The sequence below is a fragment of the Achromobacter sp. ACM01 genome, assembly GCF_014851745.1.
Classification (GTDB): domain Bacteria; phylum Pseudomonadota; class Gammaproteobacteria; order Burkholderiales; family Burkholderiaceae_B; genus Achromobacter; species Achromobacter aegrifaciens.
Genome location: NZ_JACVAF010000002.1, coordinates 1,195,666 through 1,216,992 on the forward strand (window position 1 = coordinate 1,195,666; position 21,327 = coordinate 1,216,992).

Here is a 21,327-nt window from a genome sequence, read left to right on the forward strand (position 1 = left end):
ATCCAGTATATAAGTGCGCCCCACAACGACAAGCAGGGTTAACGCGCCGTAGGCTTGGCGCCGCGCCCTGCTGCAGGGAGAGCTTGCGGACATGTCCGATACCGTGGATTACATCGTGGTTGGCGCCGGCTCGGCCGGATGCGTGATGGCCAACCGGCTGAGCGCCAGCGGCGCGCACAGCGTCTGCCTGCTGGAAGCCGGCCCCAAGGACAGCAACCCGTGGATACACATCCCCATCGGCTACGGCAAGACGATGTTCCACAAGGTCTTGAACTGGGGCTACTACACCGACCCCGATCCCGGCATGCTGGACCGGCGCATCTATTGGCCGCGCGGGCGCACGCTGGGCGGCTCCAGCTCCATCAACGGCCTGATCTACATCCGCGGCCAGCGGCAGGACTACGACGCCTGGGCCGCCGCCGGCAATCCCGGCTGGAGCTGGGACGAATGCCTGCCCTACTTCCGCAAGCTCGAGAACAATGACCTCGGCCCCGGCCCCACGCGCGGCACCGAGGGCATGCTCAACGCCACCTCGATCAAGACGGCGCATCCGCTGGTGGAAGCGTTGATAGGCGCCGCGCAAAAGCTGGGCCTGCCGCATGTGCAGGACTTCAATACCGGCGACCAGGAAGGCGTGGGCTACTACCAGCTCACCACACGCAACGGCCGCCGTTGCTCAACCGCCGTGGCCTACCTGCGTCCCGCGCAGGACCGCAGCAATCTGCGCGTGGAAACCGACGCACACGCCATGGCCGTACTGTTCGAAGGCACGCGCGCCTGCGGCGTGCGCTACCGGCGCGACGGCCAGGTGCATACCGTTCGCGCCCGCCGCGAAGTGGTGCTGTGCGCCGGCGCCCTGCAATCGCCGCAGCTGCTGCAGCTGTCCGGCGTCGGACCCGCAGCCCTGCTGCGCCGGTTCGGCATCGGCGTGGTGCGCGACCTGCCGGGCGTGGGCGAAAACCTGCAGGACCATCTGCAGATCCGCCTGATCTACGAGACCACCCGCCCCATCACCACCAACGACCAGTTGCGCAGCCTGACTGGCCGCGCCCGCATGGGCCTGGAATGGCTGCTGTTCCGCGGCGGGCCGCTGGCGGTCGGCATCAACCAGGGCGGCGTGTTCTGCCGGGTAGACCCGGCCAGCCGCACGCCCGACACGCAGTTCCATTTCGCCACGTTGTCGGCGGACATGGCGGGCGGCAAGGTGCATCCGTTCTCGGGCTGCACCTATTCGGTGTGCCAGCTGCGGCCCACGTCGCGCGGCCGGGTCCAGCTGCGCAGCGCGGATCCCTTCGAGGCGCCGTCCATGCAGCCGAACTACCTGTCCACCGAACTGGACCGCCACATGGCCGTGGCGGCGGTGAAGTATGCGCGCAGGCTCGCCGCCACCGAACCGCTGGCAGGCCTGATGAAGCGCGAATTCCGCCCCGGGCCGGACGTGCGCACGGACGACGAGATCCTGCACTTCTGCCGTGAATACGGCGCCACGATCTTCCACCCGTCCGGCACCGCCAGGATGGGGCCGTCCAGCGACCCGATGGCCGTGGTGGACGAACGCCTGCGCGTACACGGCGTGGCGGGGCTGCGCGTGGTGGACTGCTCGATCATGCCGACGCTGGTGTCGGGCAACACCAACGTCCCCGTGGTGATGCTGGCCGAACGCGCGGCCGAATTCATGTTGCAGGACCTCAGGCAAGCGCAGCCGCAGGCGCTGCGCGTCGCCGCCTGAATCGGAGATGACGGACCCCGGATAGCAGAACCCCAAGGCGCAGGACAACGCAGATTGCCCCACCGCCCCACCAAAGGAGACTAGACATGGCCAAGCAAAACGAAGCCGCGGTGCGCAAAGTCGTCGCCGCGTCGCTGATCGGCGCCACCATCGAGTGGTACGACTTTTTCCTGTACGGCGTCGTCGCGGGCATCGTGTTCAACAAGCTGTACTTCCCTACCGGCGACCCGCTGGTCTCGACCATGCTGGCCTATACCACCTTTGCCGTCGGCTTCGTCACGCGACCGCTGGGCGGGCTGATCTTCGGCCACTTCGGCGACCGCATCGGCAGAAAGAGCATGCTGGTGATGACGCTGATGATCATGGGGATCGCCACCTTCCTGATCGGCCTGGTGCCCACCTACGACAGCATCGGCATCTGGGCGCCGATCCTGTTGCTCTTGCTGCGGGTGTTCCAGGGCATAGGCCTGGGCGGCGAATGGGGCGGCGCGGTGCTTATGGCCTACGAATACGCGCCGCCGGGCAAAAAAGGCTTTTATGCCTCGCTGCCGCAGATCGGCCTGGCCATCGGCCTGTGCCTGGCCTCGGGCACGGTGGCGCTGCTGTCCACCCTGCTGACGGACGCGCAATTCATGGCCTGGGGCTGGCGCATCGCCTTCCTGGCGTCCGCCGCCATGGTGCTGGTGGGCATGTACATCCGCCTGAACATCAAGGAGACGCCCGAGTTCGCGGCGGTCAAGGCCAACAACGCCGAGAGCCTCATTCCGTTCTTCGACATGCTCAAGCGCTATCCGGGCAATGTCTTCAAGGGCATGGGCGCGCGCTACATCGACGGCGTGTTCTTCAATGTATTCGGCGTGTTCTCGATCTCGTACCTGACGCAGACGGTGCAGATCAGCCGGACCGAAGCGCTGATCGGCGTGATGGCCGCAGCCCTGGTGATGTGCTTTTTCATCCCCTTCTTCGGCCGGCTGTCCGACAAAATCGGCCGCACGCGAGTCTACTTCTGGGGATCGCTGATCACCGCCGCGGCATCCTTCCCCGGCTTCTGGCTGATGCTCAATAGTCAGGGCAGCGTGATGCTGATCTGGTTGGCCATCATCATTCCGTTCGGTATCCTGTACGCCGCCGTGTACGGACCGGAAGCAGCGCTGTTCTGCGAGCTGTTCGATGCCAAGGTGCGCTACACGGGGATTTCCTTCGTCTACCAGTTCTCGGGCATCTTCGCCTCGGGCATCACGCCCATCATTGCGACGGCGCTATTGAAGACTGGCGGCGGCCAGCCCTGGCTGATCTGCCTGTACGTGTTGTTCGCTGGGGTCGTGTCGGCGGTGTGCGCGATGCTGATCGGGCGCGGCGCGCAGCCGGCGGAACTGGAGGCGGCGGCAAATGCCATACCGCGCGGGGGATTGGGCAAGGCCTGAATGTGAAGGCGCCGGCCATATGGGCCGGCGCGTTCCTACCTGAGTTGTGCCTCAGGCCGCTGCTACCGGGCGGCCGTAGAACGGATAGTTGGGATCGTTGTAGCCGTGGCTCGACGCGTGCCCAGGCGTGACCCAGCCGTTGACGACGGCCTCGTCCTCGGCCGTGATCTTCACGTCCAGCGCCGCGTAGTAGTCCTCCATCTGCGCCAGGGTGCGCGGGCCGGCGATGACGGCGGTGATGACGGGATTGGCCAGCACCCAGGCAGTGGCGAAATGCCCCGCCTGCGTGCCGCGGACTGCGGCGTGCGCCACCAGCTTTTGCGCGATTTCCAGGGACTCTTCGCGGAACTCGGTCGCCAGGATACGGCGGTCGCCGCGTCCGGCGCGGGTGTCGGCCGCGGGCGCCTGGCCCGGCAGGTACTTGCCGGTGAGCACGCCGCGCGCGATCGGGCTGTAGGGCACGACGCCCAGTCCATAGTGCTTGCAGGCGGGCAGGATCTCGACTTCGGGACCGCGGTTGAGCATGTTGTAGTAAGGCTGGCACACGACGGGTTGCGGCACGCCCATTTTTTCGCACAGGCGCATGACCTCGGCGATGCGCCAGCCACGGAAGTTGGACAGGCCGAAGCTGCGCAGCTTGCCGGCGCGGATCAGGTCGCCCAGCGCCCACAGGGCTTCTTCGAGGTTTTCCTCATGGTAGTCGCGGTGCAGGTAGAGGATGTCCATGAAGTCGGTGCCCAGGCGCGCGAGGCTTTCCTCCACGCCGCGCATGAGCCACTGGCGCGAATAGTGGGCCTGGTTTGGGCCGGTTCCGACGGCGTTGCCGATCTTGCTGGCAAGCACCCAATCGTGGCGCTGGCCTTTCAGTAGCTTGCCGACCACCTCTTCGGAGCGGCCGCCGTTATAGACGTCGGCGGTGTCGATGAAGTTCAACCCATGGTCACGCGCGGACGCGACGATGCGGGCGGCTTCGTCGTCGGGGGTCTGCTCGCCGAACATCATGGTGCCCAGGCAGAGCGGAGAGACGCGGAGATTGCTGCGGCCGAGGCGGCGGTAGTTCATGGTTGGCTTCCTCTCGTTCACGGAAATGGATTAGGCGGGAGCATGCAACGGCAGGCCCGCGCGAGTCAAATTCGCATCTTGGGCATTCTGGGATGGATTGTTGACGTTTGGTGTTGTGAGGCTGGGGTTCTTGAGTCGCCGGCGTCCGGACTGCGGGATTCCGATGCTCGCCCCGGTGGGGCTGCGCTTCGGATCCCTCCGCCCGGCCACCGGCTCAAGGCATCTACCCATGAACGGGCCTGAAACCAATGCATTGGGCTGCTGTCAGCCGAGGCGGCCCGGAGCCATCCGAAGCGCAGCCCCACCGGGGTGAGCATCGGAATGGCGCAGGGCTGCCTCGGCGGCTAAAGAACCCTGACGCCCGCAAGCTCGAAGCCCTGCCGCTTCGGTTTTGTGAGACAGGGTTCTTGAGTCGCCGGCGTCCGGACTGCGGGATTCCGATGCTCGCCCCGGTGGGGCTGCGCTTCGGATCCCTCCGCCCGGACACCGGCTCACGGCATCTACCCATGAACGGACCTAAGACCAGTGCATTCAGCTGCTGTCAGCCGAGGCGGCCCGGAGCCATCCGAAGCGCAGCCCCACCGGGGCGAGCATCGGAATGGCGCAGGGCAGCCTCGGCGGTTCAGAACCCCGACATCCGCATACTCGAAGCCGCCTACAGCCGCCACATCAAATACCTAGCCAAAAACGATCTAGACCCCAGCGTCCACCGCCTCCAGGATCTTGCCGAACAGCGCGTCGGCGTGGGCCGAGTTCAGCCAGCGCACAATCACCACCATCTGCCGCTCCGGTTCCACCCACGTAAACGAGCTACCCGCCCCCACGCCAAAGAAGCTGGAAGCCGGCACGCTAGGAAACACGCGGCCTTCATGATTCAGCCAGATCAGATAGCCGTAATACGGCGCAATCGCACATGGCGTGCGCATGTCCCTGATCCACTCGCTGGACAGGATGCGACGGCCGTTGGCCATGCCGTCGTTCAGCAGCATCTGACCGATCAGCGCCTGGTCGCGAGCGCTGATGGACATGCCGCCGCCCCAGTGCGAACCGCCCGGCACCGACGGCATGCGCTGGCCGTCGATCTCGACCCAGGCGTTGTCGTAGCCGACCCACTGCCAGTCTTCGCTGGCGCCGATGGGCCGCGTAACCGCCTCGCGGAAGACTTCGGGCAAGGGCTTGCGGAACAGATGCAGCAGCGCATACGACAGCTGATTGATACGCACGTCGTTGTATTCCCAGTACGTGCCGGGACGTTGCAACGGCCGCGCTTCGCCCTTCTTGCCGTCCGGCGGCACGCCGAAGGTGACGGCGCGATAGCGATCGGCCTGGTCGGATACGCCAAAGCGTTCGCCTTCCCATTCGCTGGTCTGCTGCAGCAGATGACGCCAGGTGATGTCGGCGTTCTGCCCTTCGTCGAAGCCGATGCCGGGCACGCGCTTGCCCACGGGCTCGTCCACGTCCGGCAGCAGGCCGCGGTCATGGGCCACGCCGGCCAGGATTGCCAGGTACAGCTTGGCCACGCTGAAGGTCAGGTCGGCGCGCTCGGGCTCGCCCCAGGACGCGACGGTCTCGCCGCGCACGGTCACCACGCCCGACACCGGGCCGCGGTCGTGGATGGGACCCAGCAGGCGGTTCCAGGGCGGCGGATCGTTCAGGTGCACGCCAAAGTTGCCCTTGACGCTGCGGTCCCAGGCGGATTCGTGGTCGTTGGCGAACTGGATCGCCTGCTGCATGAGTGTGTTCATCGTTTCCCTCGTTATGTGTGTGTCTCAGGCCGCTACGCTTGCGCGCGAGCCGGCCAGGAATTCCATTGCCGCCTGCACGCCGCCCGCCCTATGCGGCACGGCTGCCGCGGCCAGGCCCATTTCCACGCCGGCCAGCGTGCCGCACAGCGTCAGGTCGTTGAAGTGGCCCAAGTGGCCGATGCGGAACACGCGGTCGGTGAGCTTGCCCAGGCCCTGCCCCAGCGACATGTCGAAACGTTCCAGCACCAGCTTGCGGAAGGCGTCGGCGCCATGGCCTTGGGGCATGACCACCGCAGTGAGCGCCGGGCTGTGCGCGGCCGGATCCAGGCTCAGCAGCTCCAGCCCCCACCCGGCCAGAGCCAGGCGCGTGGCCTGGGCATGGCGCTGGTGGCGCGCGAAGACTTGCGGCAAGCCTTCTTCGCGCAGCATGGCCAGGGCTTCGTGCAGGCCGTAAAGCAGGTTGGTCGAAGGCGTGTACGGAAAGTAGCCGCGGGCGTTGGCGGCGAGCATCTCGCGCCAGTCCCAGTACGAGCGCGGCAGCCGCGCCTCGTCGGCCGCGGCCAGGGCGCGTGCGCTGACGGCGTTGAAGGCCAGGCCGGGCGGCAGCATCAGGCCCTTCTGCGAACCGGCCACGGTCACGTCCACGCCCCATTCGTCGTGGCGGTAGTCGATGGAGCCCAGCGACGAAATCGTGTCCACCATCAGCAGCGCCGGGTGCGCGGCGCCGTCGATCGCGGCGCGCACGGCCGGGATGTCGCTGGTCACGCCGGTGGAGGTTTCGTTGTGCACCACGCACACGGCCTTGATCTTGCGCCCCTGGTCTTCGGCGAGGCGGGCGGCGATGGCTGCCGCGTCCACCGGGTGGCGCCAATCGCCTTCCAGGAAGTCCACCTCCAGGCCCAGCCGCCCCGCCAGCTTGCGCCACAGGCTGGCGAAATGGCCGGTCTCGACCATCAGCACGCGGTCGCCGGGCGACAGGGTGTTGACCAGCGCGGCCTCCCAGGCGCCGGTGCCGGACGACGGGAAGATCACCACCGGGGACTGCGTCTGGAACACCTGCTTGACGCCTTCCAGCACCGCCAGGCCCAACGCGCCGAACTCGGGTCCGCGATGGTCGATGGTGGGCTGGTCGATCGCGCGCAGCACGCGGTCGGGCACGTTGGTGGGCCCCGGAATCTGCAGGAAATGCCGGCCGGACGGATGACTGTTCAGGGTAAGCATGCGTAGTCCCAAAGTGGAATATTTTTGTATACCAACGAAAGGCGCAGGGCAGACAAGCAGGACTTTCCCCGCGCGCGGACTTGCGGCATGCGTCACTCTATCCCATTGTTTTTGCGTTAATAACCTAGGGTATACACCCATCTGGCGATACGGAAAGACAGGTTTATAGTTTCGCAAAACACGGGGAATTTTTGTATACCAATGAGCAGCGTTTCCAGCCTGATGCCTGATTCCGGCGCCACCAGCGTGGCCGCCGAAACCGCGCCGCCGCCTGCGGCGCGCGGCATGGGCAACGGCCGCACGCTGCCGGCCACGGTGGCCGGGCAACTGCGCGAACGCATCATCCAGGGCGAATTCCCGCCCGGCTCGCGGCTGAACGAGCGCACCCTGTGCGACCTGCTCGGCGTGTCCCGCACCCCCTTGCGCGAAGCCTTCCGCGTGCTGGCCGCCGAAGGCCTGGTGCAGATCGAACCGAACCGCGGGGCGCAGGTAGTGGCGCTGTCGGAAGCGAACATCCGCGAAGCCTTCGAGGTCATCGGCGGGCTGGAGGCCATGTCCTGCCGACTGGCCTGCGAACGGGCCACGGACCAGGAAATCGCCGAGATCCGCGCGCTGACCTACGAAATGATGGCCAGCCACGCGCGCCACGACCTCCCCACCTATTTCCGCACCAATCGCGAAATCCACGAACGCATCAGCCTGGCCGCGCACAACAGCCTGCTCAAGCAGCTGTATGACGCCCAGAACGCGCGCATCCAGAACCTGCGCTTCGTCTCGAACGAGAACCGCCAGAAATGGGATCTGGCGATGCGCGAGCACATCGAGATGGCCGAGGCCCTGGACGCGCGCGACGCGGACCGGCTGGCCGGCATCATGCGCCAGCACTTGCAGCGCAAGTGCGAGGCCGCGTTGAAGACCCTTACCCAGCCGCCCGCGGCGGCGGCCGATTCCGGCTGACCCGCCGCAGGCAGCACAGCGGGCCGCGCCGCCCGCGACAAGATGGCAGATAAGCAGTACGTGCAGTGACTTCCACAGGAGCCTCACCATGACTGATTTCCGCATCACCCCCGCAGCATCCGCGCCGACCTGGCGCAGCCCCCTCCCCCTCAAGGCCCTGGCTGCCGCCCTGTTGGCCTGCGCCACGCTGGCGGCCCAGCCAGCGCTGGCCGGCAAGAAGGACGACACCGTGCGCATGGCCTACGACCAGGCGCCGGAAAGCGTGGATCCCTACTACAACAACGTGCGGATCGGCGTCATCATCGCCGCCAACGTCTGGGACACCCTGCTCTACCGCGACCCGGTCACCAACGAGTACAAGGGGCAGCTCGCCAAGAGCTGGAAGCAGGTCGACGACAAGACCATGGAATTCGAGCTGCGTGAAGGCGTCAAATTCCATAACGGCGAGGAGTTCGACGCGGATTCGGTGGTGTACACGCTGAACTACGTGGCGGACCCGAAGAACAAGGCCGTCACGCAGCAGAACGTGGCCTGGATCGACAAGGTCGAGAAGATCGACAAGTACAAGGTGCGCCTGACCACCAAGGAGCCCTTCCCCGGCGCCAAGGAATACCTGTCCACCACCGCCGCCATACATCCGGCCAAGTACTACCAGGAAGTCGGGCCCAAGGGCATGAACGCCAAGCCGGTGGGCTCCGGTCCCTACAAGGTGGTGGACTACCAGCCGGGCAAGTCCATCACGCTGGAACGCAATGCCGATTACTTCAAGGATTCGCCCAAGGCCCAGCCGAAGATCGGCAAGGTGGTGATCCGCTTCATCCCCGACCGCCAGACGCAGATGGCCGAGGTCATCTCGGGCGGCGAGGACCTGATCATGAGCGTGCCCAAGGACCAGGCCGAGCAGCTGGGCGGCATGCCCTCGCTGCAGATGGTCACGGGCGACACCATGCGCATCGTGTTCATGCAGATGAACATCCAGGAAGGCACGCCCGCGCCGCAGCTCAAGGACGAACGCGTGCGGCGCGCCATCATCCACGCCATCGACCGCGAAGCCATGTTGAAGAACATCGTGGGCGAAGGCGGCGGTCTCATCAACACCATCTGCACGCCTTCGCAGACGGGCTGCACCCAGGAAGGCGCGCCGGTCTACAAGTACGATCCCGCCCAGGCCAAGAAACTGCTGGCGGAAGCGGGCTACCCCAACGGCTTCGACATCGACCTGGTGGCGTATCGCGAGCGCAACCAGACCGAAGCCATCATCAACTACCTGCAGGCGGTGGGCATCCGCGCCAAGCTCAACTTCCTGCAGTACGCCGCCATGCGCGACATGATCCGCGCCAACAAGGCCTCGCTCACGCACCAGACCTGGGCGTCCAACCTGGTCAACGACGTGTCCGCGTCCACGCCTGTGTACTTCGCCTTCGGCAACGACGACATCACCCGCGACCCGCAGGTGCGCGACCTGCTCAACAAGGGCGACCACACCATCGAGAGCGGCGCGCGCAAGGCCGCCTACAAGCAGGCGCTGGACCTGATTGCACAGAAGGCCTATGCGGTGCCGCTGTGGACCCTGCCCGCCTACTACGTGACCACCAAGGACCTGAACTTCAAGCCCTATTCGGATGAACTGGTGCGCTTCTGGGACATGAGCTGGAAGTAAGGCGCGGCCCCGCGCCGGCCTGGCATCGCGCCGGGCCGGCGTGAGTCCAACGAAGAGGAAGCCCTATGCTGTATTTCACGATCAGGCGCCTGGGCCTGGCGGTGCTGGTGGCGCTGACGGTCTCGATCCTGGCGTTCCTGCTGCTGCACCTGTCCGGCGACCCGGCGCTGGCGCTGGCCGGCGAAGGCGCGCGCCAGGCCGACATCGACATGATCCGCAAGACCTACGGTCTGGACCGGCCGCTGGCCGTGCAGTACGCGGACTGGCTCTGGCACATCCTGCAGGGCGATTTCGGCACCTCGGTGTATTTCAAGACCGAGGCGGGACCGCTGATCCTCTCCAAGCTCAAGACCACCCTGCTGCTGGGCCTGGGCGCGCTGGCCTTCGCGCTTCTGATCTCGATTCCGCTGGGCGTGCTGGCCGCGCTGTACAAGGGCAGCCTGATCGACCGCATATGCCTGGCCATCGCCGTGCTGGGTCAGGCGCTGCCCAACTTCTTCTTCGCGCTGATCCTGATCATGCTGTTCTCGATATCGCTGCGCATCCTGCCGGTGTCAGGCAGCGGCAGCTGGCAGCATTTCGTGATGCCGGCGATCGCGCTGGGCTATTACGTGGCCCCCGCCTTCATGCGCCTGATCCGCGCCGGCATGATCGAAGTCCTGGCCGCCGACTACATCCGCACCGCGCGCGCCAAGGGACTGCCGGCACGCAAGATCGTCTTCAAGCACGCGCTGCGCAACGCCATCGTGCCGGTGGTGGCGCTGGCCGCGGTACAGCTGGGCTACCTGCTGGGCGGCTCGGTCGTCATCGAAACCATCTTCGCGCTGGACGGCCTGGGCTACCTGGCCTACCAGAGCATCACCTACAAGGACTATCCCGTGATGCAGCTGATCGTGCTGCTGCTGTCGGTGCTCTACGTGCTGCTGACCCTGGCCGCCGATATCGCCAACGCGTGGCTGGACCCGCGCATCCGGGTGTCCTGACATGAACACGCCTACCCTGACCCCGTCCGCTTCCGGCGCCCCGGCACCGCTGGAGCTGTCCGCGTCCGCCCTGCGCTGGCGGCGGCTGCGCCGCAACAAGGCGCTGCTGGCCGGCGGCGGCATCCTGCTCCTCATCGTGCTGATCGCGCTGTTCGCGCCCTGGATCTCGCCGCACGATCCCTACTACCAGGACCTGGCCTACCGCACGGCGCCGCCGGTCTGGTACGCCAAGGGCACCTGGCTGCACCCGCTGGGCACCGACCAGCTGGGCCGCGACTACATGTCGCGCCTGTTCTACGGCGCGCGCATCTCGCTTCTGATCGGCATCAGCGTGGCGCTGATCTCGGGCCTGATCGGCACGGCCATGGGCATGGCGGCCGGCTACTTCGGCGGCAAGGTCGACATGGCGGTGTCGTTTCTCATCACCACCCGCTTGTCCATGCCCGTGATCCTGGTGGCGCTGGCCACCGTCGCCATCGTCGGCGGCTCGCTGTGGGTCGTGATCCTGGTGCTGGGGCTGCTCAAGTGGGACCGCTATGCGGTGGTGATGCGCAGCGCCACCCAGCAGGTGCGCTCGCTGGAATATGTGGCCGCGGCGCAGGCCGCGGGCGCGTCCACCTGGCGCATCGTCTGGGGCGAAGTGCTGCCCAATGTGGTGCCGCAACTGATCGTGATCGCCACGCTGGAAGCCGCCAGCGCGATCCTGCTGGAAGCTTCGCTGTCCTTCCTGGGCCTGGGCGTGCAGCCGCCGCTGCCGTCGTGGGGCCTGATGATCTCGGAGGCCAAGGCCTACATGTTCTTCTCGTTCTGGCTGATCGCCATACCGGGGTCGGCGCTGGCGCTGCTGATCTTCGCGATCAACCTGGCCGGCGACGGGCTGCATCAACTCCTGACGCCTGAAGAGAGGGCCTGAGCATGAGCGACACCGACATCGTGCTGGACGTGCAGGGTCTCACCGTCGACATCGCCACGCCGCGCGGCCCGCTGCACGCGGTACGCGACGTGTCCTTCCAGGTCCGGCGCGGCGAAACGCTGTGCCTGGTGGGGGAATCGGGCTGCGGCAAGTCCATGACCTCCCTGGCCATCATGGGTCTCTTGCCCAAGGCCGCCCGGCGCAGCACGCGGCGGCTGGCGGTGCTGGGCGAAGACCTGTCCGCCGCGCGCGGCGGGCGCATCAACGCGCTGCGCGGCAGCAAGATGGCCATGATCTTCCAGGAGCCGATGACGGCGCTGAACCCCGCCTACGCCATCGGCGAACAGCTGACCGAGCACTACATCCACCATTGCAAGGCCGGCGCGCGGCAGGCCCGCGACCGCGCGGTGGAGCTGCTGGAGAAAGTCGGCATCGCGTCGGCCGGGCAGCGGTTATCCCAATATCCGCACCAGCTTTCCGGCGGCCTGCGTCAGCGCGTGATGATCGCCATGGCGCTGATGTGCGGCCCGGAGCTGCTGATCGCCGACGAGCCCAGCACCGCGCTGGACGTGACCATCCAGGCGCAGATCCTGCGTCTGCTGGCAGACCTGCAGGCCGAGCTGGGCATCGCCATGGTGCTGATCACCCACGACCTGGGCGTGGTCGCGCGCATCGCGCGCCAGGTCGCGGTGATGTACGCGGGCCAGATCGTGGAAGAAGGACCCGTGGCGGAACTGTTCGCTTCGCCGCGCCATCCCTACACTCAGGGGCTCCTGGGCTGTATCCCCGTGCCTGGGCGCACGCCGCCCGGCGAGGCGCTGGGCACCATCCCGGGCGTCGTGCCCGCGCTGGTGGGCGAACTGCAGGGCTGCGCCTTCCGCGACCGCTGCCCGCACGCCCAGCCGCAATGCCGCCATGAGGTACCCGTACACGGCGCCGCATCCGGCCAGCAATGGCGCTGCATCCTCGAATCCGAAGGAGTCCTGGCATGAGCCCCTTGCTGCAAGCCGAGGCCGTCAGCAGGCAGTTCTCGATCCGGTCGGGCATGTTCCGGCCACGCAGCACGCTGCACGCCGTCAACGGCGTGGACCTGGCCGTGGAACGCGGCGCGGTGCTGGGCATCGTGGGCGAATCCGGCTGCGGCAAATCCACGCTTGCCCGCATGCTGCTGGGACTGACGCCGCCCACCGAGGGGGCGATCCGGCTCGACGGCCAGGACATCCGCAACCTGGGCCGGCGTGCGCTCGCCCGCCGCGTCCAGCCCATCTTCCAGGATCCATATTCGTCGCTGAATCCGCGGCGCTCCATCGCCTCCATCGTCTCGCTGCCGCTGGAAGTGCACGGCATTCCCAATCCGAAACAGCACAAGGCCATCGAGATGCTGGAGCGCGTGGGCCTGCCGCCCCGGCTGGCCCACAACACGCCAGGCCAGCTGTCCGGCGGCCAGCGCCAGCGCGTGGCGATTGCGCGCGCGCTGGTGATGCATCCCGAGATCGTTATCTGCGATGAGCCGACCTCGGCGCTGGACGTGTCGGTGCAGGCGCAGATCATGAACCTGCTGATGGACCTGCGGCGCGAATTCAACCTGACCTATGTCTTTATCAGTCACAACCTGGCGGTGGTGGAGCACATCGCCACCCACGTGGCGGTGATGTACCTGGGCCGGGTGGTGGAATCCGCGGCCACGGCGCAACTATTCCATGATCCGCGCCATCCCTACACACAGGCGCTGCTGGCCTCGGTGCTGACGCCCGAACCCGGACTGGGCATACCCGACATGGGCCTGGGCCTGTCATTCCCGGATCCGCTGCGTCCGCCCTCGGGTTGCCCCTTCCACCCGCGCTGTCAGCAGGCCATGGCGCAATGCAAGACCGAACGCCCGGCATTGGTCCGGCGCGAGCAATCCGTGGTGGCCTGCCACCTCTATCCCCCTACCTCCAACGGAGTCCAGCCATCATGACCCGCGCACAAGCCATCGCCCAGGCGGAACAGTGTTTTGATTCCGGCGCCTTCCGCGCGCTATTGGCTCGCCGCCTGGCCCAGCCCACCGAAAGCCAGAACCCGGCGCGCGCGCCCGAACTCGCGGCCTACCTGGAAGCCGAGATCCGGCCCGCCTTCGAAGCGCTGGGCTTCACCTGCCGCACGCTGACGCACCCGAAGGCGCTCGCGCCGTTCCTGTATGCCGAGCGCATCGAGGATCCGGCCCTGCCCACCGTGCTGGGCTACGGCCATGGCGACGTCATCCGCGGCCTGGAAAAGGAATGGAAGGAAGGCCTGTCGCCCTGGGCGCTGACCGAAGCCGAGGGCCGCTGGTATGGCCGCGGCATCGCCGACAACAAAGGCCAGCACAGCATCAACATGGAAGCGCTGCGACTGGTGCTGGAGACGCGCGGCAAGCTGGGCTTCAACGCCAAGTACCTGATCGAGATGGGCGAGGAAACCGGCTCCATGGGCCTGCGCGACCTGTGCGAGGAACACCGGGCGCTGCTGGCGGCGGACCTGCTCATCGCCTCCGACGGCCCGCGCCTGAGCGCGGAACGCCCCACCATCTTCCTGGGCGCGCGCGGCAGCCTGAACTTCGACTTGAGCATCGAGGCCCGCGCGGGCGGCCACCACTCGGGCAACTGGGGCGGCCTGATCTCAAATCCCGGCATCCAGCTGGCCCACGCCATCTCCACATTGGTTTCGCCCACCGGCCAGATCCGCATCCCCGAATGGGTGCCGCGCGAACTGCCCGCCGCGGTGCGGCGCGCCCTTGCCGATTGCCAGGTGGACGGTGGCGCCGATGGTCCCGAGATCGAACCCTGGTGGGGCGAGCCGGGGCTGTCGCCGGCAGAGCGCGTGTTCGGCTGGTGCTCGTTCGAGGTGCTGGCCTACAAGACCGGCAATCCCGACACGCCCGTCAACGCCATTCCGCCGCGCGCCTGGGCCCGCTGCCAGCTGCGCTTCGTGGTGGGCGTAGATCCGGACGACCTGGTCCCCGCCCTGCGCCGCCATCTGGACCGCCAGGGCTTCCCCATGGTCCAGATCACGCTGACGCGCGAGAACATGTTCCGCGCCACCCGCATCGACCCTGACGACGCCTGGGTGCGCTGGGCGGTGGATTCGCTGGAACGCACCTCCGGCGCCAAGACCGCCGTGCTGCCCAACCTGGGCGGCTCTCTGCCCAACGACATCTTCACCGACGTGCTGGGCCTGCGCACGATCTGGGTGCCGCACTCCTATCCAGGCTGTTCCCAGCACGCGCCGAACGAACACTTGCCGCCGGCCTTGCTGCGGCAGGCGTTGAGCCTGATGACAGGACTGTATTGGGATCTGGGCGCGGGCGGCACGCCGGCATTGGAGCGCTGAGACGCGAGGCCCCAGCATGTTCGCATGCAAAGGACCATGCGCCGCCCCTAAGGCTTGCCGGACGGCACCAGCCGCTCCCGCAGGAAATCGATGAAGCGCCGGACCTTGGCGCTGACGTGGCGGGTGTCGGGATACACGGCGTAGACCTCCAGGCGCGGCAGCGCATACGAAGGCAGCAGGCGTTGCAATGTGCCGCGCGCCAAAGGCTCTTCCAGCAGCCACTCCGGCAGCGCGGCCACGCCGCATCCGGCCTCGGCAAATGCCATCAGCGCCGAGGCCGTATCGGCCTGCGCCACCGGCGCCACGCGCAGCTCGTGCTCGCGCCCCTTGCTGTCGGTCAACCGCCAACGGTCGCTGCGGCCGGGCCGGTTGGCCAGCCAGGGCAGCGCCGCCAGCGCCTGCGGCGTGCGCGGCGCGCCGTGCTGCGCCAACAGGTCCGGACTGCCCACGATCCATAGCCTGAACTGGCCGATGCGCGTGGCCCGGTAGCTGGAATCCTCCAGCGCCCCCACCCGTATGGCCAGGTCCAGCCGTTCGGCGATCAGGTCCGCATGCGCGGACCCGGCGCGGTAGCCCACCCGCAAGGCGGGATGCGCGCGCGCGAATGCCGCCAGCGCCGGCGCCACCACCCGGTTGCCGTAGTCCACCGACGCCGTCACGCGCAGGCTGCCCGACAGCGCCGTCTGGCCGGAACGCGCCTCGTCCACCGCGGCCTCGGCTTCGCGCAGCAGCCGCGCGCAGTGGCCGTAAAAGCCTTCCCCCGCCTCGGTCAGCGCCAACCGCCGAGTGCTGCGCGTGAGCAGCGCCACGCCCAGCTCCTGTTCCAACTGCTTGATGTTGAAGCTGACCACCGCCTTGGTCGTGCCCAGCGCATCGGCCGCCGCGGTAAAAGAGCCGGCCTCGGCCACCGCCGCATACATCGCCAGACGATTCAGATTGATCATGGAAGGCCTGGATTAATTGTCAAAAAAACACGAACAGTATATCCATCGATAGGTCGTTTTTCGGGAACAACCTGGCTCCTAGAATGGCGCTCCCTTTCCAGGAATCCCACCCATGTCCGACCTTTCATCCCATTGCCTGCGCCTGGCTGTCGACGTCCATGCCCGTATCGAAGGCTGGATCGGCTCGCCCGATGCCCCGGATACACAGCTGACCGCCCTGCTCAAGGATTTTGCGCCCGGCTTCAGCATGATCGCCGCCGACGGTCAGCGTCTGCCCGCGGAGGCTTTGCCGGCCTTGTTCGGCAGATTGCGCGGCTCCCGCCCCGGCTTGAAGATCGACATCGACGAGCTGGCCGTGCTGCACGCCGGCGCGGATTCGGTCTTGCTGAGCTACCGTGAACGCCACGCCTGGAGCGCGGGCGCGACCCAGCGCCGGGCGACAGCGCTGTTTGTCGTCCAGCCCGGCGGCCAGCCGCAATGGATGTATCTGCAAGAAACCTGGGCTTGACGGCCCGGCGAGCGCAATTGCCCCTCAGGACAACAACTCTTCCGCGCGGCACTTCACCATCGCTGCGCCGTACGCCTCTTTCAGATCTTTGAATTGGCGCTCGTACTACTCCAAAACATCCATTCGCAGCGTACGGTCCTGTTGAACCGCTCGACATAGGCGCTATAGCGAAGGGGACTTAAACGTAGCGCCGCATGACACGCCACCGAAAATGCCCACGCCGACGGAGACGCCGATGGAAAGAGAAAGATCGTAGGGAAGCCCGTTGCCAAACTGTGTTTCCGATACTTGCAGGCTCACAAAAGGAAGCGCCACCATGACGGAGCGAACACAACCGGTATTGATCTCCGCAATATTTGAGCTGCGGGGGTACAACTGAACATTAAGAGTCACACTGGGAATCGGGCTGGGTGGTGCGATAAACCCACCCATGCCAAATATACCCAGGAATCCGCCTGCCCCCAGTTCAGTTTCTCTTTTCCCTGCAGATCCGTAGTATTGGAATGTCGCAGAAGGTCCGAGGAAAAAGGCATAGCCGAAGCCCCATCCAATCCCATTCGAAACTTGCACAGAGTATTTCGCGTTGGACCAAGGGAGCATCTCCGGGTTGGACGTTGAAGATATTGTGCTAGGAGCCGAGCTGATCGTGGACTGTCCGGCATGTGGAGATGCTCCCGGCATATCCCCTCTTTCTGGTGCTTCATGCGGGCCTTCCCATTCATCTAACGAGTCTTCATCGGTTGCGGGCGCTGAGCCAAGGCTCAAGGTGTTGGAGGTAACCCCGCTTTCGTAATAGTAGTCACCGACCGATTCATATCGTTCGTAATCGGCATCAGAAATGTCCTCGTCGGACGTATATTCGCCTGGATAGTCGCTGCCGGGATAATCATCTCCCGGATAAGGAGATTCGGACGCGTCATCGTCTGGGGACTCATTATCCCATCCTCCATCATCTCCCGCGTCATCGTCGAGAGGGTGAATTCGCAGCATGCTAGTAGGGAACAAGGCCGGTTACGACAACTTCTACGACTACGTCTTCGAGCTCGTAAGCATGCTTTCCAAGAACCGAAAAGGCGGCAATTTCCAGCGTCCACGTCGATGCAGCGTCGGGTTTGGTTAGATCAGACGTGGGGCAACAATTACGGAAGATGGTGCCGACAGAATCAGGCTGACGAGGGTTCGCTCGCGACAGAATCCTCCCCACCCCAGCGGCAAAGGGATCATTTTGAGAGATTGAGTGACGGTTTCCATGCAGATCGATGGAGACAGCGGAAATTGGCGGCCGAATCCTACCGTGCCAACTATCCGAGTAATCTGACACCTTCTCTATGGTTGAAATGCTAACTGCGCGAACTCTCGCGCCGCGAAGATCGCCAATCCGTTGAGAAGGAATTTTGAAGCCGACTAAAAGGCTAGGGCTCTTCCCTGTCTTCAATGCAACCTTTGCCGCTTCGAATTCTTTCAAAGCGCTATTCCTCATCGAAATGGCAACAATCAGAGCAGACTCTCGCTCTTGCATTCGTGAAAGAGCCGTGTCCAGATCTGCGTACCAAGCCTGTAGCGCAGCGAGGTAACTCCCGGCGGCATCGTCCCAACCGTCAATTTTGGGTGGCGGGAGGGACCATACCACGCCATAGAGGGATTGGAGCGTGGATGCGATCACCTCCGCACGTGCGACGGTTTCGGCAAGCAGATCGATGAACCTTTTCCTGATAGTCAGGCACTTTTCCGTCAAATTTAATGGGCCTCCCCACGAATCAATCGCTTGTCGTCTAAGCTCGCGAAGCTCTATTTGGACTTTTGCTCTATCTCGTCGGAAGCTTATGTCATCCGCGGCCCAGTTCGCTGCCCGCGCCTTAGCTTCGAAAGATGCCTTCGCTGCCTTAGCGCCGGCTTCCGCTAGAAGGCGGCCACCGGTCACGCTGACCGCGGCCGCCGAGATTTCACAGACGGCGGATTTCCGCGTAGCGTAGTACACAAGTGTAGGCGTGTCGGTAGGGGAATCTCCAACATTTCCCTTAGGTAGAGGAGTAGGCACATCGGGAGTGTTCCAACCATGCGCCCACCTGACCATTTGTCCTTTAGAAAACTGGTCATGCAGGTCCTGATACGGAGAGTAGACAAGCGCCGTTGCGGAAACTGCGCGGAGTTGTGCGGCTCGCTGCGGGTCAGTAAATGCTTCGACGGCCTCGGGGTTCTGAAACAGTTTTGAATATTCTGCACTGGCCGCCTCGTACCCCGCCTTTTGCTCCCCAGCAGCCTCAAACTCAGATTTTGAAATTTCTGATGCTACGGTGTAGTAGCCAGCGGCGATCTCGTCATTGTGAATGCGCAGAGCGTCATCTAACGCCTTTAAGTCCAACACTTGGTTGGTAAGTCTAAAGCGTAGGTCGTCAAAATATCGCAGGTCAGATTCCAGGCCGCCCAGTGCGGCGCGAACGTCCTGAACGTACATTTCAGTCCACCGCGGATTTAACGTGGCAATGCGCTTCGAAATCTCAGCAGAACTAAGGGAAGCCTCCGAGGCCAAATCGGCGTCGAGGCGAGCAGCCCAGCCCGATGAAGTTACCGGAAGACCAAAGGCTGAAAACAGTTCCTTCGCCGTTGCCGACAGCTCATCGTCACTGGGCCGGCGCAAAGGTCGCTTTGAGGGTGGTTCCACTTCCGCGACAATTCTGACATGCCGAAAGGAACATCGACTTCCCGTGGGCAGCTTCTTATCCTCTTTGCTTAGCAAGTGTTCCACATCGGACAAAGTGGTGTCACAAGAACTCTGCGGATCAGCATGGAATGCAATCGAGGCGGGGTCGAGGTGGAAGGACCAGCCTGGATTATAGAAAGCGGGGGTCGCAAAGATTATCCCGTGCAATTGTATTGCGGCATTGGATGCTTCCCGCAATTGATCCCGTGCAAGCGTCAAGAGCTTTGCGCCACGAATCAGGACGATGAACGCATCTTTAGAACTGCCATCGGCGATTGAAAAATATGACTCTATCAATGTTATTTCCCAGGCGTGTAGTTTTCAGCGCAGATTAATCTCTACAAGGGAGGCTCACACGATCTGTTCGGAATCGAGGTCAGCTGAGCCACGGTCGTGTGTACAGAAAAAGGTAGGGCAAGCGGGCGACGTGATCCATACCCAAAATGGAGGATGACAAGCAGTACACAGCGGTCCGTTTGTTGTACTCCTGTGATCTGATGAAAGACCCCTGGTAGAAGAGCATTGGAAGAGAGGAATAAGGCCGGCCTTGATCCCCGTCTCGCGCAGCACATGATGCAGCTTGCGCGCCCCCAGTCTTGGTGGCCGCATGCGCAGTGCCGTCACCATCGATACCGCTTGGCACGCCTGCTGCTGGCGCTCGCGCTGTGCCTGCTCTTCTAGTACGCCTGGCGGCTGCGGCCCATGTACCGGCAGGCAATCCCTTGCCTGCTCGACCACCGACAGTCTAAAAGCCAGACGGTAGTCGCGCTGGGTACGCTTGATCCCTGATTCCAATTGACTCTCCTTTTTTCTCTCAAAAAGGTGTCAACCATTTCCAGGACGGGTCACAGGCCAAAAAAAAGCCTCCGGCTAGGAGGCTTGTCGGAGCGGTTTTCGTATCCCGTCCAGCAACAGGCTGGTGACGACTTCCGCCAGGGCTTGCTGCCTGGCCGCATCCGGCTCCTGCCGCGTGAACCGTTCGATGATGCCCATCATGGATTGGGCGTACCAGTCGGCCGGAATGTCCTCGCGGAGCAGTCCCACCTTTTGCTCGGCCCTCACGTTGTCGGCGATCATCGCGGTCAGCTCGTTCTTGAGCGCCTCGGCCTCGGCGGCTTGGAAGAAGCCGATGCGCGTCAGGTTCGGATCCTCTTGCAGAATGGCGAGCAGGCCGCTCACGCCCAGGCGGACGCGACTGTCCAATCCGGCGTCTTGCAGGCCGTCCGGCATGCGCGCCTGGCCGATGGCCTGGCGCAAGCGCTGCGCGAACAGGCCCACCAGTTCATCGTAGGCTGCCTGTTTGCCGGCGAAGTATTGATAGAAGACAGGTTGGGTCACGCCGGCGCGGGCGACGATGTCGCTGATCCGGGTATGCTGGAATCCGCGTTCCGCGAATTCCGCTGCCGCGACCTCCAGAAGTTGAGCCCGTGTGCGTTCACCCTTGGTGAGACGCTTGTCTTGCGGTAAAGAAGAAGGTCGTGCCGTAATCATCGCGAGAAAATACTACCCTTCCGCGCTTTTAGCCACTGGTTTTACCCTCGGTTCCCACAACGGATACAACCATTGCAATGTCCTTCCCAAAGTGCTTGCCGACCATTGCCACCCTGGCGCTCGCCAGCCTGCTATCGGGTTGCGTGCCCTACCCCGTGTACAAGACCATGCAGCCTGACGCCCGCGCCACTGTGCTGGACGAAAATTCCCAGCCCCTGGCCGATGCGCGGGTGGTGTTGATCAGCAGCACGTTTCCCTATGGGCGGGAACAATTCCGCAATGAAACCCGCAGCGCGTCCGACGGCAGCGCCGCGTTCGGGGCCCTGAAGGAATGGCGCGCCGAATCGATGATGATCCACGGGGCGCAGGTGTACTTCTGGAACTGGTGCGTGGAGAAAACGGGCTACGAAACCTACATGACGCTGGACCGCGACGCCGCGTATTTCAACGATAAGCCGCAGATCACGTTGCGCCCCGGCGAGTCGCGTTCCTGCAACAACTGGCCCGACCGCCGGGACCCGTCCGCCTCCCGCTGAAATCAGTTGAAATCTCCGTAGCGCTTGAGACACTTTATGGGAGCGGCCAGGCGGTAAAGTGGCAATATCGGTCCGGGTCCCGCGTCACGCTGGGCCCCGGGG

Annotated in this window: 18 protein-coding genes; 11 read left to right on the forward strand and 7 right to left on the reverse strand. The window is 64.7% G+C overall.

Annotation, left to right across the window (positions count from 1 at the left end):
* Positions 1 to 91 precede the first annotated feature (91 nt).
* A complete protein-coding gene (locus IB268_RS13910; RefSeq protein ID WP_175181257.1) occupies positions 92 to 1,729 on the forward strand; it encodes a GMC family oxidoreductase in 1,638 nt (545 codons plus the stop codon).
* A gap of 86 nt (positions 1,730 to 1,815) precedes the next feature.
* On the forward strand, positions 1,816 to 3,153 hold the full coding sequence (locus IB268_RS13915) for an MFS transporter (protein ID WP_192354388.1): 1,338 nt from the start codon (positions 1,816 to 1,818) through the stop codon (positions 3,151 to 3,153).
* Between the two features lie 51 nt (positions 3,154 to 3,204).
* On the opposite strand, the gene IB268_RS13920 is transcribed toward IB268_RS13915, so the two are convergent.
* From IB268_RS13920 to IB268_RS13930, 3 genes are all read right to left on the reverse strand, one after another.
* On the reverse strand, positions 3,205 to 4,215 hold the full coding sequence (locus tag IB268_RS13920; RefSeq protein ID WP_192354389.1) for an aldo/keto reductase: 1,011 nt from the start codon (positions 4,213 to 4,215) through the stop codon (positions 3,205 to 3,207).
* Positions 4,216 to 4,907: 692 nt separating this feature from the next.
* Positions 4,908 to 5,960 (reverse strand): serine hydrolase, encoded by a 1,053-nt coding sequence (locus tag IB268_RS13925; RefSeq protein ID WP_175181259.1) that lies wholly within the window; start codon positions 5,958 to 5,960, stop codon positions 4,908 to 4,910.
* A 24-nt stretch (positions 5,961 to 5,984) separates the two neighbouring features.
* Positions 5,985 to 7,181, reverse strand: a complete 1,197-nt coding sequence (locus tag IB268_RS13930) for an alanine--glyoxylate aminotransferase family protein (RefSeq protein ID WP_175162877.1) — start codon at positions 7,179 to 7,181, stop codon at positions 5,985 to 5,987.
* 285 nt (positions 7,182 to 7,466) lie between these two features.
* On the opposite strand from IB268_RS13930, the gene IB268_RS13935 reads away from it, so the two are divergent.
* From IB268_RS13935 to IB268_RS13965, 7 genes are all read left to right on the forward strand, one after another.
* Positions 7,467 to 8,138 carry a GntR family transcriptional regulator gene (locus IB268_RS13935; RefSeq protein WP_225588818.1) on the forward strand — a complete coding sequence of 224 codons (672 nt, stop codon included), beginning with the start codon at positions 7,467 to 7,469 and terminating at the stop codon, positions 8,136 to 8,138.
* Between the two features lie 88 nt (positions 8,139 to 8,226).
* Positions 8,227 to 9,798 (forward strand): ABC transporter substrate-binding protein, encoded by a 1,572-nt coding sequence (locus IB268_RS13940; protein WP_119449429.1) that lies wholly within the window; start codon positions 8,227 to 8,229, stop codon positions 9,796 to 9,798.
* A 65-nt stretch (positions 9,799 to 9,863) separates the two neighbouring features.
* Entirely contained in the window at positions 9,864 to 10,781 is a 918-nt protein-coding gene (locus IB268_RS13945; RefSeq protein WP_054456461.1) for an ABC transporter permease, read from the forward strand.
* A gap of 1 nt (position 10,782) precedes the next feature.
* Positions 10,783 to 11,694 carry an ABC transporter permease gene (locus tag IB268_RS13950; RefSeq protein WP_082401168.1) on the forward strand — a complete coding sequence of 304 codons (912 nt, stop codon included), beginning with the start codon at positions 10,783 to 10,785 and terminating at the stop codon, positions 11,692 to 11,694.
* Positions 11,695 to 11,696: 2 nt separating this feature from the next.
* Positions 11,697 to 12,686, forward strand: a complete 990-nt coding sequence (locus IB268_RS13955) for an ABC transporter ATP-binding protein (RefSeq protein WP_192354390.1) — start codon at positions 11,697 to 11,699, stop codon at positions 12,684 to 12,686.
* Positions 12,683 to 13,654 carry an ABC transporter ATP-binding protein gene (locus IB268_RS13960; RefSeq protein ID WP_119449426.1) on the forward strand — a complete coding sequence of 324 codons (972 nt, stop codon included), beginning with the start codon at positions 12,683 to 12,685 and terminating at the stop codon, positions 13,652 to 13,654. Before IB268_RS13955 ends, IB268_RS13960 begins: the two co-directional genes overlap by 4 nt.
* Complete coding sequence (locus tag IB268_RS13965; RefSeq protein ID WP_088140897.1) at positions 13,651 to 15,045, forward strand: M20 family metallopeptidase; 1,395 nt, start codon at positions 13,651 to 13,653, stop codon at positions 15,043 to 15,045. Before IB268_RS13960 ends, IB268_RS13965 begins: the two co-directional genes overlap by 4 nt.
* Positions 15,046 to 15,092: 47 nt before the next feature.
* Here the strand turns inward: IB268_RS13965 and IB268_RS13970 are convergent, their stop codons facing one another.
* On the reverse strand, positions 15,093 to 15,989 hold the full coding sequence (locus IB268_RS13970; protein WP_192328118.1) for a LysR family transcriptional regulator: 897 nt from the start codon (positions 15,987 to 15,989) through the stop codon (positions 15,093 to 15,095).
* A 112-nt stretch (positions 15,990 to 16,101) separates the two neighbouring features.
* On the opposite strand from IB268_RS13970, the gene IB268_RS13975 reads away from it, so the two are divergent.
* Positions 16,102 to 16,497, forward strand: coding sequence for a hypothetical protein (locus IB268_RS13975; RefSeq protein WP_192354391.1), 396 nt, complete (start codon positions 16,102 to 16,104; stop codon positions 16,495 to 16,497).
* A 162-nt stretch (positions 16,498 to 16,659) separates the two neighbouring features.
* Here the strand turns inward: IB268_RS13975 and IB268_RS13980 are convergent, their stop codons facing one another.
* The 3 genes from IB268_RS13980 to IB268_RS13990 all read right to left on the reverse strand — a co-directional run bounded on the left by IB268_RS13980 (position 16,660) and on the right by IB268_RS13990 (position 20,689).
* Positions 16,660 to 17,502 carry a hypothetical protein gene (locus IB268_RS13980; RefSeq protein ID WP_192354392.1) on the reverse strand — a complete coding sequence of 281 codons (843 nt, stop codon included), beginning with the start codon at positions 17,500 to 17,502 and terminating at the stop codon, positions 16,660 to 16,662.
* The gene (locus IB268_RS13985; RefSeq protein ID WP_192352451.1) at positions 17,489 to 19,495 is read right to left on the reverse strand and encodes a hypothetical protein; all 2,007 of its coding nucleotides are present in this window, start codon (positions 19,493 to 19,495) and stop codon (positions 17,489 to 17,491) included. Before IB268_RS13985 ends, IB268_RS13980 begins: the two co-directional genes overlap by 14 nt.
* 573 nt (positions 19,496 to 20,068) lie before the next feature.
* Positions 20,069 to 20,689 carry a TetR/AcrR family transcriptional regulator gene (locus IB268_RS13990; RefSeq protein ID WP_192354393.1) on the reverse strand — a complete coding sequence of 207 codons (621 nt, stop codon included), beginning with the start codon at positions 20,687 to 20,689 and terminating at the stop codon, positions 20,069 to 20,071.
* 77 nt (positions 20,690 to 20,766) lie between these two features.
* Here IB268_RS13990 and IB268_RS13995 point away from each other — a divergent pair, with 77 nt between their 5' ends.
* The gene (locus IB268_RS13995; RefSeq protein ID WP_119449422.1) at positions 20,767 to 21,225 is read left to right on the forward strand and encodes a carboxypeptidase regulatory-like domain-containing protein; all 459 of its coding nucleotides are present in this window, start codon (positions 20,767 to 20,769) and stop codon (positions 21,223 to 21,225) included.
* Positions 21,226 to 21,327: the final 102 nt, after the last annotated feature.

Excerpts from the sequence above, each read along its gene's own strand:
- IB268_RS13955 (WP_192354390.1), top strand. The coding sequence starts at position 11,697 with ATGAGCGACACCGACATCGTGCTGGACGTGCAGGGTCTCACCGTCGAC.
- IB268_RS13940 (WP_119449429.1), top strand. The coding sequence starts at position 8,227 with ATGACTGATTTCCGCATCACCCCCGCAGCATCCGCGCCGACCTGGCGC.
- IB268_RS13925 (WP_175181259.1), bottom strand. The coding sequence starts at position 5,960 with ATGAACACACTCATGCAGCAGGCGATCCAGTTCGCCAACGACCACGAA.
- IB268_RS13930 (WP_175162877.1), bottom strand. The coding sequence starts at position 7,181 with ATGCTTACCCTGAACAGTCATCCGTCCGGCCGGCATTTCCTGCAGATT.
- IB268_RS13920 (WP_192354389.1), bottom strand. The coding sequence starts at position 4,215 with ATGAACTACCGCCGCCTCGGCCGCAGCAATCTCCGCGTCTCTCCGCTC.
- IB268_RS13995 (WP_119449422.1), top strand. The coding sequence starts at position 20,767 with ATGTCCTTCCCAAAGTGCTTGCCGACCATTGCCACCCTGGCGCTCGCC.
- IB268_RS13970 (WP_192328118.1), bottom strand. The coding sequence starts at position 15,989 with ATGATCAATCTGAATCGTCTGGCGATGTATGCGGCGGTGGCCGAGGCC.
- IB268_RS13975 (WP_192354391.1), top strand. The coding sequence starts at position 16,102 with ATGTCCGACCTTTCATCCCATTGCCTGCGCCTGGCTGTCGACGTCCAT.
- IB268_RS13960 (WP_119449426.1), top strand. The coding sequence starts at position 12,683 with ATGAGCCCCTTGCTGCAAGCCGAGGCCGTCAGCAGGCAGTTCTCGATC.
- IB268_RS13935 (WP_225588818.1), top strand. The coding sequence starts at position 7,467 with ATGGGCAACGGCCGCACGCTGCCGGCCACGGTGGCCGGGCAACTGCGC.
- IB268_RS13990 (WP_192354393.1), bottom strand. The coding sequence starts at position 20,689 with ATGATTACGGCACGACCTTCTTCTTTACCGCAAGACAAGCGTCTCACC.
- IB268_RS13910 (WP_175181257.1), top strand. The coding sequence starts at position 92 with ATGTCCGATACCGTGGATTACATCGTGGTTGGCGCCGGCTCGGCCGGA.
- IB268_RS13915 (WP_192354388.1), top strand. The coding sequence starts at position 1,816 with ATGGCCAAGCAAAACGAAGCCGCGGTGCGCAAAGTCGTCGCCGCGTCG.
- IB268_RS13945 (WP_054456461.1), top strand. The coding sequence starts at position 9,864 with ATGCTGTATTTCACGATCAGGCGCCTGGGCCTGGCGGTGCTGGTGGCG.
- IB268_RS13965 (WP_088140897.1), top strand. The coding sequence starts at position 13,651 with ATGACCCGCGCACAAGCCATCGCCCAGGCGGAACAGTGTTTTGATTCC.
- IB268_RS13950 (WP_082401168.1), top strand. The coding sequence starts at position 10,783 with ATGAACACGCCTACCCTGACCCCGTCCGCTTCCGGCGCCCCGGCACCG.